12 protein-coding genes and 3 tRNA genes are annotated in these 15,404 nt (G+C 62.5%); 7 read left to right on the top strand and 8 right to left on the bottom strand.

The features are described 5' to 3' along the window. Positions 1 to 211 precede the first annotated feature (211 nt). The 6 genes from purF to ACESMT_RS17165 all read left to right on the top strand — a co-directional run bounded on the left by purF (position 212) and on the right by ACESMT_RS17165 (position 4,830). A complete protein-coding gene (purF, locus tag ACESMT_RS17190) occupies positions 212 to 1,729 on the top strand; it encodes an amidophosphoribosyltransferase (RefSeq protein ID WP_372827816.1) in 1,518 nt (505 codons plus the stop codon). Between the two features lie 2 nt (positions 1,730 to 1,731). Beyond that, positions 1,732 to 2,955, top strand: coding sequence for an O-succinylhomoserine sulfhydrylase (locus tag ACESMT_RS17185; protein WP_372827815.1), 1,224 nt, complete (start codon positions 1,732 to 1,734; stop codon positions 2,953 to 2,955). Next, a complete protein-coding gene (gene gltX / locus ACESMT_RS17180) occupies positions 2,952 to 4,355 on the top strand; it encodes a glutamate--tRNA ligase (RefSeq protein ID WP_372827814.1) in 1,404 nt (467 codons plus the stop codon). The genes ACESMT_RS17185 and gltX overlap by 4 nt, the downstream gene beginning before the upstream one ends. A 60-nt stretch (positions 4,356 to 4,415) precedes the next feature. Beyond that, positions 4,416 to 4,491, top strand: a tRNA-Ala gene (locus ACESMT_RS17175). 83 nt (positions 4,492 to 4,574) lie between these two features. Beyond that, positions 4,575 to 4,650: transfer RNA gene (locus ACESMT_RS17170), tRNA-Glu, on the top strand. 103 nt (positions 4,651 to 4,753) lie between these two features. Beyond that, positions 4,754 to 4,830, top strand: a tRNA-Asp gene (locus ACESMT_RS17165). Between the two features lie 183 nt (positions 4,831 to 5,013). Here ACESMT_RS17165 and lysS read toward each other — a convergent pair. From lysS to ACESMT_RS17125, 8 genes are all read right to left on the bottom strand, one after another. Continuing rightward, positions 5,014 to 6,573, bottom strand: coding sequence for a lysine--tRNA ligase (gene lysS, locus ACESMT_RS17160; protein ID WP_372827813.1), 1,560 nt, complete (start codon positions 6,571 to 6,573; stop codon positions 5,014 to 5,016). 134 nt (positions 6,574 to 6,707) lie between these two features. Continuing rightward, a complete protein-coding gene (locus tag ACESMT_RS17155; RefSeq protein WP_372827812.1) occupies positions 6,708 to 7,364 on the bottom strand; it encodes an LON peptidase substrate-binding domain-containing protein in 657 nt (218 codons plus the stop codon). Between the two features lie 287 nt (positions 7,365 to 7,651). Beyond that, on the bottom strand, positions 7,652 to 8,524 hold the full coding sequence (gene accD, locus ACESMT_RS17150) for an acetyl-CoA carboxylase, carboxyltransferase subunit beta (protein WP_372827811.1): 873 nt from the start codon (positions 8,522 to 8,524) through the stop codon (positions 7,652 to 7,654). Between the two features lie 79 nt (positions 8,525 to 8,603). Continuing rightward, positions 8,604 to 9,437 (bottom strand): tryptophan synthase subunit alpha, encoded by an 834-nt coding sequence (gene trpA / locus ACESMT_RS17145; protein WP_372827810.1) that lies wholly within the window; start codon positions 9,435 to 9,437, stop codon positions 8,604 to 8,606. After that, positions 9,434 to 10,723, bottom strand: coding sequence for a tryptophan synthase subunit beta (gene trpB, locus ACESMT_RS17140; protein ID WP_372827818.1), 1,290 nt, complete (start codon positions 10,721 to 10,723; stop codon positions 9,434 to 9,436). Before trpB ends, trpA begins: the two co-directional genes overlap by 4 nt. After that, positions 10,701 to 11,423, bottom strand: coding sequence for a phosphoribosylanthranilate isomerase (locus tag ACESMT_RS17135; protein WP_372827817.1), 723 nt, complete (start codon positions 11,421 to 11,423; stop codon positions 10,701 to 10,703). The genes trpB and ACESMT_RS17135 overlap by 23 nt, the downstream gene beginning before the upstream one ends. A gap of 136 nt (positions 11,424 to 11,559) precedes the next feature. Further along, entirely contained in the window at positions 11,560 to 12,354 is a 795-nt protein-coding gene (truA, locus tag ACESMT_RS17130; RefSeq protein ID WP_372827809.1) for a tRNA pseudouridine(38-40) synthase TruA, read from the bottom strand. Between the two features lie 56 nt (positions 12,355 to 12,410). Beyond that, positions 12,411 to 15,011 (bottom strand): FimV/HubP family polar landmark protein, encoded by a 2,601-nt coding sequence (locus tag ACESMT_RS17125; RefSeq protein WP_372827808.1) that lies wholly within the window; start codon positions 15,009 to 15,011, stop codon positions 12,411 to 12,413. A 179-nt stretch (positions 15,012 to 15,190) separates the two neighbouring features. Here ACESMT_RS17125 and ACESMT_RS17120 point away from each other — a divergent pair. Next, positions 15,191 to 15,404 (top strand): hypothetical protein (locus tag ACESMT_RS17120; RefSeq protein ID WP_372827807.1); only part of this gene is annotated, 214 nt, incomplete at its 3' end.

Below are 15,404 nucleotides of genomic sequence, written 5' to 3'. Positions count from 1 at the left end.
GCAGCTTTTGGTGTGGTGCGTGGGGTGATTCTGTTGCTGGCGGTGACGGTGGTGATCAACATGACGGCTTTCAAAAACGCTCCGTGGTGGCAGGAGTCCAAAGGCGCGGAAGTCTCGACGGCGGCACTCAAGGGGCTAAAGCCACTTTTGCCGGAACAGTTTGCGAAATACCTCTGATGAATGATCCATTGATCAAGATGAACGGAAATTTATGTGCGGAATAGTTGGTGTTGTCAGCAACGCCCCGGTAAACCAGCTGATTTATGACGGCCTGCTGCTGCTGCAGCACCGCGGGCAGGACGCCGCAGGCATCGTCACGCAGCAGGGACGCAAGTTTTTCATGCACAAGGCCAAGGGCATGGTGCGAGACGTGTTCCGTACCCGCAACATGCGCGCCTTGCCCGGCTCCGTCGGTCTGGGCCAGGTGCGGTATCCGACCGCAGGCAATGCCTACAGCGAAGACGAGGCCCAGCCCTTTTATGTCAACGCGCCCTTTGGCCTGGTGCTGTCGCACAACGGCAACCTGACCAACGCGGCGGCACTCAAGGCCGAGCTGTTCACCACCGATCACCGCCACATCAACACCGACAGCGACTCCGAGGTGCTGCTCAACGTGCTGGCGCATGAGCTGGAGAAAACCACGCGTGGCCTGCCGCTCAAGCCGGCGGACGTGTTTGCTGCTGTGCGCGGCGTGCACAAACGCGTGAAAGGCTCTTACGCCGTGGTGGCACTGATTGCCGGCCATGGCCTGCTGGCTTTCCGTGACCCTTACGGCATCCGTCCCCTGTGCATGGGCCGCGGCCAGAACGACAGCGGCAGCACGGTCATGGTCGCCAGCGAGTCGGTGGCGCTGGAGGGCACGGCACACCAGTTCGAGCGCGACATCGCGCCTGGCGAGGCCGTGTTTGTCGATCTGGAAGGCACGGTGCATGCCGAGCAATGCGCGGTGAATCCGCAACTCAAGCCATGCATCTTTGAGTTTGTCTACCTGGCGCGGCCTGATTCTGTGCTCGATGGCATCTCGGTTTACCAGGCGCGGCTGAACCTTGGCGAGACGCTGGCCAAACGTGTGGTCTCCACCGTGCCGCCCAACGAAATTGACGTGATCATCCCGATCCCCGAATCGAGCCGGCCGAGCGCCACGCAGCTCGCGCACCTGCTGGGCATTCCCTACCGCGAAGGTTTTGTGAAAAACCGTTATGTCGGCCGCACCTTCATCATGCCTGGCCAGGGCGTGCGCAAAAAATCTGTCCGCCAGAAGCTCAATGTGATTGCCAGCGAGTTCAAGGGCCGCAACGTGTTGCTGGTTGATGACTCCATCGTGCGCGGCACGACCTCCAGGGAGATCGTGCAGATGGCGCGTGATGCCGGCGCCAAAAAAGTCTACCTTGCCAGCGCTGCGCCGCCGGTGCGTTACCCCAACGTCTACGGTATCGACATGCCGACGGCCGACGAGCTGGTTGCGCATGACCGCACGGTTGAGGAAATCCGCGTCGCCATTGGCTGCGACGCGCTGATTTACCAGGACGTCGAAGGCATGAAACGCGCTATCGGCTCGCTCAACAACAAGCTTGACGGTTTTGACGCCTCGTGTTTCGATGGCGTGTACATCACCGGCGATATCACGCCGGAAAGCATTGCCATCATGAACGCAGGCCGGGTGGACAGCAGCGAAGAGGGCGAGGTCGATGTCTCACGCCTGGCTTTGCCGAATCCGCAGGAAGCCTGAGCATGACCTCCAGAGAACTCCCCGACAATCTGCACCGCGACACGCTGGCCGTGCGCGTCGCGCAGGAGCGCAGCCAGCACGGTGAAAACTCCGAAGCGTTGTACCTGACCAGCGGCTTTGTGCAGCCTGATGCCGAAACCTCGGCGCGGCGTTTTGCCGGCACCGAGGAAGGCTACACCTATGGCCGAACCTCCAACCCGACCGTGACGAGCTTTGAGCGGCGGCTGGCCGCCATGGAAGGCACTGAAGCGGCCATAGGCGCGTCCACCGGCATGGGTGCCATCCTCATGATGTGTATGGGCCTGCTCAAGGCCGGTGACCATGTGGTGTGTTCACGCTCCATGTTCGGCTCGACCATTGCATTGATAGGCCGCGAGTTCGCCAAATTCGGCGTCGAGACCACCTTTGTTTCGCAGACTGACGTGGCTGAGTGGAAGGCCGCGCTGCGCCCCGCCACCAAACTGCTGTTTGCCGAAACACCGACCAACCCGCTGACTGAGGTTTGTGACATCGCCGCGCTGGCTGATCTGGCGCACGGCGCAGGCGCTTTGCTGGCGGTGGACAACTGCTTTTGTTCACCCGCCTTGCAGAGGCCAGTCGAGTATGGCGCGGACCTGGTGATCCACTCCGGCACCAAATACCTCGACGGCCAGGGGCGGGTGATGGCCGGCGCGATCTGCGGGCCGTCGAAACTGATCGTCGATGTGTTCGGCCCCATCGTGCGCACCGCCGGCATGACCCTCTCGCCCTTCAATGCCTGGGTCGTGCTCAAAGGCCTGGAAACACTGGGCATCCGCATGCAGGCCCAGTCTGCCAATGCGCTGGCGGTGGCGAAATGGCTGGAAACCCAGCCCGGCATCACGCGCGTTTATTACCCTGGTCTGGCTTCGCACCCGCAGCATGAGCTTGCGATGCGGCAGCAGTCCGGCGTGGGCGGCGCGGTGCTGTCCTTCGACCTGCGCGGCGACGACGTTGCGGCTGCGCGCAAAAACGCTTTCCATGTGATCGACAGCACGCAGGTCATCAGCATCGCCACCAACCTCGGCGACACCAAGACCATCATCACCCACCCCGGCACCACCTCGCACGGGCGCCTGAGCGAAGAGCAGCGCCAGGCCGCCGGCATCAGCCAGGGCCTGATTCGCGTGGCGGTCGGGCTGGACCACATCGACGACATCAAGACCGACCTTCTTCGTGGCCTTGGCGGCCTGGACACCCTGGCATGAGCACCGTGACGCGCACCCGCTTCGCACCTTCCCCCACAGGGTTTATCCATCTCGGCAACATCCGCTCGGCGCTGTATCCCTGGGCCTTTGCGCGTTCCACCGGCGGCGCCTTCATCCTGCGCATCGAAGACACCGACGTCGAGCGTTCCAGTCAGGCCGCTGTCGATGTGATCATCGAAGGCATGCGCTGGCTGGGGCTGGATTACGACGAAGGCCCGGTCTACCAGATGCAGCGCATGGATCGCTACAAGGCGGTGCTGGCCGAACTGCAGGCGGCCGGGCAGGTTTACCCCTGCTACATGAGCGTCGCTGAACTCGACGTTCTGCGCGAGCAGCAGATGGCCGACAAGCTCAAACCGCGTTACGACGGCACCTGGCGGCCCGAGCCCGGCAAGACCCTGCCGCCCATGCCTGAGGGCGTGTTACCGGTGTTGCGTTTCAAAAACCCACAGGGCGGTGCCGTGGTCTGGGACGACAAGGTCAAGGGGCGCATCGAGATCAGCAACGACGAACTGGACGACCTGGTGATCGCCCGGCCCGACGGCACGCCCACCTACAACTTCTGCGTTGTGGTCGACGACATGGACATGGGCATCACGCATGTGATCCGCGGCGATGACCATGTCAACAACACGCCGCGCCAGATCAACATCTTCCGCGCGCTGGGCAAGGATGTGCCGGTGTACGCGCACCTGCCGACCGTGCTCAACGAACAGGGCGAGAAGATGAGCAAGCGCAGCGGCGCCAAGGCCGTCACGCAGTACGCGAAAGAAGGTTACCTGCCCGACGCGATGGTCAACTACCTGGCGCGTCTGGGCTGGAGCCACGGCGACGATGAAATTTTCAGCCGCGAACAGTTTCTGCAGTGGTTCAATCTGGACCATCTCGGCAAAAGCGCCGCGCAATTCGACGAAGCCAAGCTGCGCTGGGTGAACGCCCAGCACATGAAGGCCATGGCTGACGACAAGCTGGCCGAACTGGTCGTTCCTTTTTTGAACGCGCACGCCCAGACCAGCTTCGATGCGGCGCGCCGCGTGGCAGCCTGTGCGCTGTTGAAGGACCGCTGCAGCACGCTGGTGGAGCTTGCCGAATGGATGGATGTGCTGGTCAGCGAAGAACCCGTCAGCGCAGAAGACATCAAGGCGCATGTGCCGGCAGAGATCGCACCGCCCGTGGCCCGGCTCGCCGAGTTGCTCGCGCACTGCGAATGGAGCAAGGCCGGGATTGCGGCGGTGATCAAGCAGGTGCTGGGCGAGGCAGGCCTGAAGATGCCGCAACTGGCGATGCCGGTGCGTGTGCTGGTGGCCGGACGGCCGCAAACGCCCTCGCTTGATGCGCTTTTGTCGCTCATGGACCGGGCCAACGTGATTTCGCGTCTGGGCCGTTTGAAAAGCGCCTGAATTTCGGGCTATAATTCGAAGCTCGACAATTGCAGGGAAGCCTGCATGACTGGTTGATTCGGGGGTATAGCTCAGCTGGGAGAGCGCTTGCATGGCATGCAAGAGGTCATCGGTTCGATCCCGTTTACCTCCACCAATTTTTGTCGAAAAGTTTGAAGAGAGTCTTTGGCAGGTCCTTGTTGTGAAGCAAAGACCTGTTGCCGGAAGTTCCAAGGTTCTGACCCCATCGTCTAGAGGCCTAGGACACTACCCTTTCACGGTAGGTACCGGGGTTCGAATCCCCGTGGGGTCGCCAGAATTCTTCGCTGCGACGCGAAGACACAAGGCGCAAGTCGGTAACAGCCAGTCCGCAAGGGCAGGTGACTTGGCTCGAAAGAGCGAACGCGTTACCACTACCAGGAGTGGTAGTTCAGTTGGTTAGAATACCGGCCTGTCACGCCGGGGGTCGCGGGTTCGAGTCCCGTCCACTCCGCCACTATTGATAAGGGTTAGCAGGATCTACTTGCTAACCCTTTTTCTTTTGGGCGTTCCAATGGGATACATCGCCGAAGCGCTGAGCCGGGCCTGGACGATGTTCGTGAGGTCTTCTTTCATGCGACGCTCCAGCTGGCTGGGCGCTGCCAGCCCAGCCTTCAAACACGCTCCTCTGAGCCTTTGCTCAGCCGCCTGAGGCTTCGCGGCGCAGCGCCGGAAACAGGATCACATCCCGAATACTCGCGCTGTCGGTCAGCAGCATCATGAAGCGGTCGATGCCTATGCCACAGCCACCGGTGGGTGGCATGCCGTATTCGAGGGCGCGCACATAGTCGGCGTCGAAGTGCATGGCTTCCTCGTCGCCGCCCTCCTTGGCGTCTGACTGGGCGAGAAAACGTGCGGCCTGGTCTTCCGCGTCGTTGAGCTCGCTGAAGCCGTTGCCGAATTCGCGGCCGGTGATGTACAGCTCAAAACGTTCGGTCACTTCAGGCCGGCTGTCGTTGGCGCGGGCCAGTGGCGAGATCTCGGTCGGGTGTTCCATGATGAAGGTGGGCTGCCAGAGTTTTTCCTCGACCGTTTCTTCGAAATACATGACCTGCAGGCTGGGCAGCGAGCGTGTATCGAGTTTGTCCTTGGCGCTGAACTTGCCCATTTTGTTGAGCGCGACCCGCAGCCAGGCGGCGTCATCCACGTTCGCGCCTGCTTCGGTGTGCTTGATGATGGCTTCGCGGATGGTCAGGCGCTCAAACGGCTGGCTCAAGTCCACGGCCCGGCCCTGGTAGCTCAGCAGCGTGCTGCCCGCAACCTGCGTGGCCGCATGGCGGATCAGGTCTTCTGTGTACGTCATCAGGTCCTGGTAGTTCCACCACGCGGCATAAAATTCCATCATCGTGAACTCGGGGTTGTGCCGCACGCTAATGCCTTCGTTGCGAAAGCTGCGGTTGATCTCGAACACGCGTTCGAAACCGCCGACGATCAGCCGCTTGAGGTAGAGCTCGGGCGCGATGCGCAAAAACATCTGCTGATCGAGCGCGTTGTGATGTGTGACAAAAGGCTTGGCGTTGGCGCCGCCGGGTATCGGGTGCAGCATCGGCGTCTCGACCTCCAGGAAGTCGTTGTCCACCATGAAGCTGCGCATGGTCGAGACGGCCTTGCTGCGTGCGGCGAAACGCTGACGCGCCGCAGCGTCGGTGATCAGGTCCACATAACGCTGGCGGTACTTGACCTCCTGGTCGGCCACGCCATGGAACTTGTCGGGCAGGGGGCGCAGGCTTTTGGTGACGAGGCGGATACCGGTGGCGTGGATGGACAATTCTCCCGTCTTGGTCTTGAACAGCGTACCGGTGGCGGCCACGATGTCGCCCAGGTCCCAGTGCTTGAAGGCGTTGTGAACCTCCTCGCCCACACCTTCGTTGTTGATGTAGACCTGGATGCGCCCGCCAGAGGGGCCAAAGGACGCGTCCTGCAGCGTTGCAAAGCTGGCCTTACCCATCACGCGTTTGAGCATCATGCGACCGGCCACGTTCACCGAAACGGCCAGTGGCTCCAGCTCTTCCTTGGTTTTGCCGTCGTACTGCGCAAACAGGGCTTCAGCGCGGTGCGCGGGCTTGACGTCGTTGGGAAAGGCCACACCCTTGCCTTCGGCCTGGTGCTGCCGCATCACCCGTAGCTTATCGCGGCGCTCGGCCATGAGCTGGTTCTCGTCGTGCGCGGGAGTGGCCGCTGGGCTGGTGGTGTTGGACATGAAAAAGTTCTCGAAGAAGGAAGGCAGGCCGGGCCCTACGGGGCGGCGGGCCGGAAAAGCCGGCAGGACTGGGCAAAGCGGCAAACCCCCAATTTTAGGCTGCGTTGTCGGCCGCATCGGGGGGCGCAGTCGATCTACATCGCGATGCCGGTTTTTTCCAGGATATCGCTGACCAGCTCCAGCCGCACCAGCGGGTTGTCCAGCTGCATCAGCCGCTGCTTGAGTTCCACTGGCATAGGCAGCAGTTCGCACCAGCGGTTGGCGACCCAGCCGCAGTCGTCAAGCCGGTAAGGCGGCTCCAGCGGCATTTGCTCCGGTGGCACTGCGCGCTCCTGCAGGGTCTTGATCAGTTTGCCCAGCGCATTGGCGGCACCAAACAGGTCGTCTGGCACGGGGACGCTTTGGTCGTTGTCGAGGCGGGCCACATCGGCAACCCACAAGCCGTGTTTGAGCTTTTCCTGGCTGGAGATTTCGAAGCGCTGGGCGCCGCTGCAGCGGATCACTATCAGGCCGGGTTGCGGCACTGAATAACTGGTGATGGTGGCCAAGGTGCCCACCGTGTGAAAGACCTCGCTGGCAAAGCCGTCGCCACTTGGGCTGTCTCCTGGCTTGCGCACTTCCGAGCCCTGGGTCAGCGCCACTACACCGAACGGCGCACCGGTCTTGTGGCATTTGCTGATCATGTCGAGGTAACGTACCTCAAAAATCCGCAGCGGCAACAGGCCTTCGGGGAAGAGCACCGTGCCCAAGGGAAACAATGGCAGCGAGGAAAGAGTGAGGGCTTCTGACATCGGTTCAGCGGGGAAAGGGAATGTAAATACGGGAGCTAAATGAAGGTTCAGCAACATCTTCCCATGAGAGTGCTTTCCCATGCTCGGGCTGTGGCTGTGGCTGTGGCTCTGGCTCTGGCTGCGTCGCAAGACGGAGGTGTTGCCCGGGGTTGGCGTACTTCAACGGCCAGACCTGCCAGGCAGCCAATGTTTTGAGTAAAAAGTACCTCCAGCCCTTATTCAGATAACGTTAGCAGCTATGAATTCGATAGCGGACTTGGCCTCCTTGCGGACGGAAAAAGCCAGCGTCAGGCGACGGCGTCCGCCGGTTGCCGCAGCAGCATGGCCAGGGAATTGGCCACGGTTTTGCGCAGCTCGCGGCGATCGCAGATGAAGTCCACCGCGCCCTTGGTCTGCAAAAACTCGGCGCGCTGGAAGCCTTCGGGCAGGGTCACGCGCACGGTCGATTCGATCACGCGCGGACCGGCAAAACCGATCAGCGCTTTGGGCTCGGCAATCACGATGTCGCCGACAAAGGCAAAGCCTGCGCTCACACCGCCCATGGTGGGGTCGGTCAGCACGCTGATGTAAGGCAGACCTTTTTTGGCCAGGCGGGTCAGGGAGGCATTGGTCTTGGCCATCTGCATCAGGGAGAGCAGGCCCTCCTGCATGCGGGCACCTCCGGTGGCGGTGAAGCAGATAAAAGGCACTTTTTGTTCGATGGCGGCATGCACGCCGCGCACAAAACGCTCGCCGACCACGCTGCCCATGCTGCCGCCCATGAAATCAAACTCAAAGCAGGCCACGACCACACCGATGCTGTGTACGGCACCGCCCATGACAACCAGGGCGTCGGTCTCACCGGTGGTCTCCAGCGCTTCTTTCAGGCGCTCGGGGTATTTGCGGCTGTCCTTGAATTTGAGCGGGTCCACTGGCAGAACTTCCTGGCCGATCTCATAGCGGCCCTCGGCGTCCAGAAACAAGTCCAGCCGCGCCCGCGCGTCCATGCGGTGGTGGTGGCTGCATTGCGGGCAGACGTTCTGGTTTTTTTCCAGATCGGTCTTGTACAGCACGGCTTCGCAGCTGGGGCACTTGACCCACAGGCCCTCCGGAACGCTGCGGCGCTCGGTCGGATTGGTCGGGCTGATTTTGGGGGGCAGGAGTTTTTCTAGCCAAGACATCGGTTCGTCCTTGTGGAGTGCTCCCCGAGGCCGGCACGCAAGGCGCCGGTCGGGAGCAAAGCCTCGAAATAAAGGGGGATTATGCGCTGTTCGCGACCTCTGCCGGCTGGTCCAGCGCCGTGCGAATGTCACGCAGAAAATCACGGACCCGGGGCCCCACCTGCTCGCGCGGCTGGCCGTCGATCAGCTGGATGATGCGGCTGCCAATCACCACGGCGTCGGCGACCCGGCTGATGGCTTTGGCGGTCACAGCATCGCGGATGCCGAAACCCACGCCAACCGGCACACTGACGTGTTGGCGTATGCGCGGCAGCATGGCCTCCACCGCACCCAGGTCCAGCGTGCCGGCGCCGGTCACGCCCTTGAGCGAGACGTAGTACACGTAACCGCTGGCCACACTGGCGATCTCCGCCATGCGTTCATCGGTACTGGTCGGCGCGAGCAAAAAGATCAGGTCCATCCCGTGGCTGCGCAGGGCGGCGGCAAAAGCCGCACACTCCTCGGGCGGGTAGTCCACCACCAGGACACCGTCCACGCCAGCGGCAGAGGCCTCCCGCACGAAAGCGTCCTTGCCGCGCTTGATGTCGTAGGCCTCGACCGGGTTGGCGTAGCCCATCAGCACGACAGGCGTGTTGCCGTCTTTCTGGCGAAAGGTGCGCACCATCTCCAGCACCTGTACCAGGCCGATACCCAGCGCCAGCGCCTGGTCGCCGGCTTTCTGGATCACCGGCCCATCGGCGCTCGGGTCTGAAAACGGCACGCCGAGTTCGATGACGTCGGCGCCGCCGGCGACCATGGCGTGCATCAGTTCGGGCGTGATGTCGGCGAAAGGAAAACCGGCCGTGACATAGGGGATCAGTGCCTTGCGATGTTGCCTCTTGAGCGTCGCCAGCGTGCCTTCGATGCGGCTCATTTCGTCACCTTGATGATCTGCCCAATCTGCCCGGTATGGGCGTCGCCGCCTTTGACGGACTGCCCCTTGCAACTCGGCCTGCAGTAAAAATCCGCGTGGCTGAGGTCCGCCACGGTGCCGATGTCCTTGTCGCCCCGACCCGACAGGTTGACCAGGATGGACTGGTCGGAGCGCATGGTTTTGGCCAGCTTCATCGCGTAAGCCACCGCATGGCTGGGCTCCAGCGCGGGGATGATGCCTTCGGTGCGGCACAGGTAATGAAACGCTGCCAGCGCTTCTGCATCGGTGATGCCGACGTATTCTGCGCGGCCTATGTCTTTCAGAAAGGCGTGTTCGGGGCCGACGCCGGGGTAGTCGAGTCCGGCACTGATGCTGTGCGTCTCGGTCACCTGGCCGTCCTCGTTTTGCAGCACATAGGTGCGGTTGCCGTGCAACACGCCGGGCACGCCGCGTTGCAGCGAGGCCGAGTGTTTGCCACTGTCCATGCCTTCGCCGGCGGCCTCGACGCCAATCAGCCGGGTATTTTCATGGGCGATGTAAGGGTGGAAAATGCCCATCGCATTGCTGCCGCCGCCAACGCAGGCAACCACTGCGTCGGGTTGTTTGCCGCCTGTCATTTCAGGCATCTGCACCAGGCATTCCTCGCCGATCACGCTCTGGAAATCGCGCACCATCATCGGGTAAGGGTGCGGGCCGGCCACGGTTCCGATGATGTAGAAGGTGTTGTCCACGTTGGCGACCCAGTCGCGCATGGCCTCGTTGAGGGCGTCCTTGAGCGTCTTGCTGCCTGATTCGACCGGGACAACTGTCGCGCCAAGCAGCTTCATGCGGTAGACGTTGGGGCTTTGCCGCTTGACGTCCTCGCTGCCCATATAGACCACACATTCGAGGCCGTAACGCGCGCAGATCGTGGCGGTGGCCACGCCGTGTTGTCCGGCGCCAGTCTCGGCAATCACGCGCGGCTTGCCCATGCGTTTGGCCAGCATGGCCTGGCCGATGGTGTTGTTGATCTTGTGCGCGCCGGTGTGGTTCAGGTCCTCGCGCTTGAGGTAGATCTGCGCGCCACCCTGCTCGCGACTCATGCGGGCCGCATGGTAAACCGGCGAGGGCCGGCCCACAAAGTGCTTGAGCTCGTAGTTGAATTCGGCGAGGAACTCGGGGTCGTGCTGGTATCTGGCGTAAGTGGCCTTCAGCTCGTTGATCGCGTGGGTCAGCGTCTCTGAAACAAAACTGCCGCCGTAAATTCCGAAATGTCCTGAAACGTCAGGTTGCTGGTACTCGTACATGGTGATGGGGATTCTTTGCAAATTGCTCGTCGGCAGCGCGAACGGCTGCGACGAATTGATTGATCTTGTCGGCGCTTTTGATTCCCCTGGAAATCTCGACACCGGAGCTCACATCAACGGCCAGCGTTTTACCGCGCGGCCGGACTTGCAAAATGCCATCGATCACATTTGCAGGCGTCAATCCACCAGACAAAACGAGGTGAGCGTTGACGCTTGGAGGAAGAAGTGACCAATTGAATGTTTTTCCGCCGCCCCCAAAACCCTCGACATGGGCGTCGAGCAGGATGGCCTGGGCGGCTTTGAAGTCCTGCGCGTATTTTACGAGATCAAAGCGGGCTTCACCAGCTGCGGGATTTTCATCAAGCGGGATGCGCGCGGCCCGCATGAAGGGTCTGCCTGCCTGAAGGCACATTTCAGGCGTTTCATCGCCATGAAATTGCAGCAAAGCCATTGGTATCTGGGTGCAGGCAGCTATTATTTCAGGAGCGCTTTCATTAACGAAAAGCAGCACGGGGGTGACGAAAGGCGGTAGCCGGCTGGCGAGTTCTGCGGCCCGCTCGGCGGATACGTGACGCGGGCTGGCTTCGTACATGACAAAACCGACGGCATCGGCACCTGCGGCCACTGCCGCATCAATGTCTTCTTCCCGCGTGAGGCCGCAGATCTTGATGCGTGTGCGCTGGGGCGCAGAAGAGGTCATAAGCCAGCCTTGGTCGGAGGACAGCACAGGAGCACTTCATTCAAGCAGGGGCCGCGGAACCGGCTTGGCCGGGCCGCAGGCGCAGCGGCCCACCAGGGGGGCAGCGTATTGCACGAAGTGAAAAGCGTGTGGGTAGTCAAGGTAACCAATCATAGGCTGCCGTGCGTGTCGGCAAGCCATAAAGGTCTTCATAAACCGGGCCGAGAAAATACAGGCCGTCCGGCGAGAAGGTCGGCGCGGCCGCATCCCGGCGTCTGGCGTCCCGTACCTCGGCTAGCCAGCCCGGCTGCTGCTGGCCCTGGCCGATGGCGACCAGGCAGCCCATGATGTTGCGGATCATGTGGTGCAAAAAGGCATTGGCTTCAAATTCAAAGCGCCAATAGCTGGACCCGGTGCCCGCGCGCTGCGACAGGTCGATGCGGCTGATGGTCTTGACCGGCGTTTTTGCCTGGCACTGGGCGGCGCGAAAAGATGAAAAATCGTGTTCGCCGATCAGGTGTGTCGCTGCCTCGCGCATGGCCGCGCCGTCCAGCGGGCGGTACACCCAGCCGACCCGTCCGGTCTCGGCGCTGGGGCGCACCGGCGACTCCAGCAGCACGTAGGCATAACGCCGGCTGATGGCGCTGCCACGGCAATGAAACTGTGCAGGCACCTCGCGCGCCCACTGCACCGCGATATCGCGAGGGAGAAAGGCGTTGGTGCCGCGCACCCAGGAGGGCAGTTCGCGCTGCAGGTCGGTGTCGAAATGCACCACCTGCATCAGCGCGTGCACGCCGGCATCGGTGCGTCCGGCGCACAGGGTGCGTATCGGCAGGTTGGCAAACTTGCCCAACGCTTTTTCGAGCTGATCCTGCACGGTGTTGCCGGACAGTTGGCTCTGCCAGCCCTCGTAGGAGCTGCCGCTGTAACTCAGACCCAGAGCGATCCTCACGGTCAGCGCCTGGCGCAAAAGTGGCAGGCCGTCAGCGTGGCAGTTTCATGCCGCACTCACGACAAGGCGTTGAGGAAAGCCTGGGCCTTGGCCTTGAGCGAACCATTCGACTGCGCCAGCACTTCCTCGGCCAGTGAACGCGCGCCATCGACGTCGCCAATCGCGCGGAACTCCTCGGCCAGCGCAAATTTGGTTTCCAGCGGGTCTTCCATGCCCGGGGCGAACGCAGAAGCCGGCGCAGGGGCTATGGCCTGGCTTTCGGTGGTCGGGCCGTCCAGATCCAGTGACAGTGCGCCCATGTCGAATTCGAGCATGCCGCTGGAGGTGTCCAGCGGGGTGGCTGCCGTGCTGTACGGCGGCTCCTCGGTGGTGAAACTCAGGCCGGCGTCCATGGTCGGCAGTGGCGCCAGCGCTGGAGCGGGTGCCGCAGCCGGCATGGCCAGTGTCGCCGAGCTGAAGTCCATCCCGTTGTCGACTGGAGCGGCCGGTGCAATGGTCGGCAGGGCCAGAGTCTGCTCGGTGCGTGGGACAGATGCCACAGGCGCTGGGGCAGGAGCCGCGGGTTCGTCGTCACCCATGGAGAAATCGAGATCCAGGTCGAAGTCCACCGCCGGGACGTCCGGCTCGGCCATTGCCGGCAGGGGCTGCGGCGTGGGCTGGGACGCAAACGAGGCGCTGGCAACACCCGCTGCGGCAGCAGAAGCCGCAGCGCCCATGGCGGGCGACGGCTGGCCGTCCAGCTGGTACATCGGGTTGGTGGGGTCCAGCTCACTGCCCATTTCGGCCATGTGCGCCCATTCCGCACCTTGGCCGCGGGTCATGTTGAACGCCTCGGCCGCAACTGCTGCGAAAGCGGCGGTATCGCGCCGTTTTGCATAAATTTCCATCAACTTGGCATGGATGGCCAGTCGGGTCGGACTGACGCGAATGGCTTCCTTGAGGATTTCCTCGGCCTGCAGGTCGCGCCCATAGGCCAGGTAGACATCGGCCTCAGCCACAGGGTCTACATCGCCAGCGGCGTCGAGCTGGCTGGGTGAATACACCATGGACGAGCCGGTGACATTGGCTTCGTTGGTGTCGATGCGTTGGCCGCCGCTGGCGCCAAAGAAGGAGTCGGGCTGCAAGCGGCTTTCGAGGAAGGAGCTGTCCACGGCGACGGTATGATTGCGCCGGCGGGCACGGTAAATACCCAGCGCCAGCAACAGGACCAGCAAGGCAGCGCCTCCGGCAAGGATCAACGGATTTTCCAGCAGTTCGTCGATCAGGCTGGGCTCGGGCGGAGGCGGTGCCGTGACCGGTTTTTTGACAGGTGCAGCGGCTGGGGCTGAGGCCATGGCTGCCGGAGCGCTGGCCGCGGGTGTTGCAACGGTCGCCGTGGCAGGAACCATGGCCGTAGCAGGTGCCGAAGCGGCAGGCGCGGCGCCAGCCAAGGCGCCGGGTGTTGCCACAGCCACGCCCGGCGCGGGGGAGGCTGCCGGGGTCGGCATGGCGGGGACAGCGGGGGCAACGGCCGGACTGGAGGGAGCGCCGCCCAGCTTGTTCAAGTCGCTGATGTTTTTCGACAGCTGGGCCACGCGGTCGGCGGCTTCCTTGGCCTGGCGGTCCTGCGCAATCTTTTCTTCTGCCGCCGCTTTGCTTTGTACCGCGCCTTTGGACAGGGTCAACTTGTCGGGGGTGGTTGCAGAGGGGGCTTTGTCTTCGACCTTGGCCTGAACCCGGCCTGTGGCCTGGCGGTCGGCGCCGGCCAACTGGGTGGCGGGTGCGCCCTCGGCCAGCTTGCGGCGGAATTCATTGAAGTCCTTGCTTTGCGCGACGATGGTTCGCTGCGCCTCTGAGGCGGAGACAGCTTCGGCCTGGTCAGCGCCCGGCATCTCCAGCACGGCGCCAGCTTTGAGGCGGTTGACATTGCCGCCGATGAAGGCATCCGGGTTGCTGCGCAGCAATGCCACCAGCATCTGGTCCAGCGACACGCTGGCGGGTTTGTTTTGTGCGGCAATCCTGCCGGCGGTATCGCCGGTTTTGACGGTGACATTCTGGCCATCGGCCGAAGGTGCCCTGGCTGCGACAGGCGGGGGAGACGGCGCGCGCACGGCCGGCGCAGGCGGGGGCGAGTAAGGCGCTGCGGCACGTGCTGGCGGTGGCGCTGGCGGGAGGGTGGCGGCAGCAGGAGGAGGAGGAGGAGGTGGCCGCGACACCATGGGTGGGGTCGGCGCAGGCATGGGCGCCGGACCGGCCTGACGCAAGTTGGGCGGATCAAACAGCATCGTGTAGTCACGCACGATGCGCCCGGATGCCCAGCGGGCTTCCAGGATCAGGTCAACAAAAGGTTCACTGACGGGCCGGTCGCTGCTCAAGCGCAGGTAGGAGCGGCCATCCGGGCGGCGTTGCAGGCTGATCTGCATATTCGTGATGGCGGCGGTGTACTCCAGGCCGGCGGCCTTGAAGGCATCGGCGCTGGCGACGCTGGCGCGCAAACTGGCGGCTTCCTCGGCATTGATTTCGGCAATATCAATCTCTGCCCGCAAAGGCTCCCCGAGGGCTGACTGGACGGTGATGCGACCCAAACCGAGGGCGAGAACCGGCAAACTGGCAAAACTGCCGGACAAGGCAATGGCAGCCGCGACGGCACCGATACGCCAACGGCGAGGATGATTCATGGGAATGTGAGCCTCCGGTGCTCGGTCTGCATCAAATTTTATTCTGCTTGTCCGCACAAAAACCTCAAAGCGAATTTTCGACAAAACAACATTAACATCAAGGCATTAGGCTGACAAGCTAAGACAGCACTTAAGTTTTGACACGGTAGTGCAACATTCGTTCTGTAATTTCCCCGACCATGGAAACTGAACCTGTTTGGAAGTTTCTGGTTTTGGGATTTTTTAATCAGGCCCCTGCCAGGCCGCCGGAGGCCCCCCCCGACAGCAACTGGCAAACCTGGAACAACAGAGAGTACGAATTTCACATGGCCCAAAGAACCCAACTTGACGACAGCGGCCACCCGCTGCACGAAGCTTATGCCTGCCTGCTTGCCAATGGCCTGGACGGCGCCG

This window comes from Polaromonas sp. (genome assembly GCF_041689105.1).
Lineage (GTDB): Bacteria > Pseudomonadota > Gammaproteobacteria > Burkholderiales > Burkholderiaceae_C > Polaromonas.
Note: the sequence above shows the minus strand (reverse complement) of the source record. Positions and strands in the feature narration are given on the sequence as shown.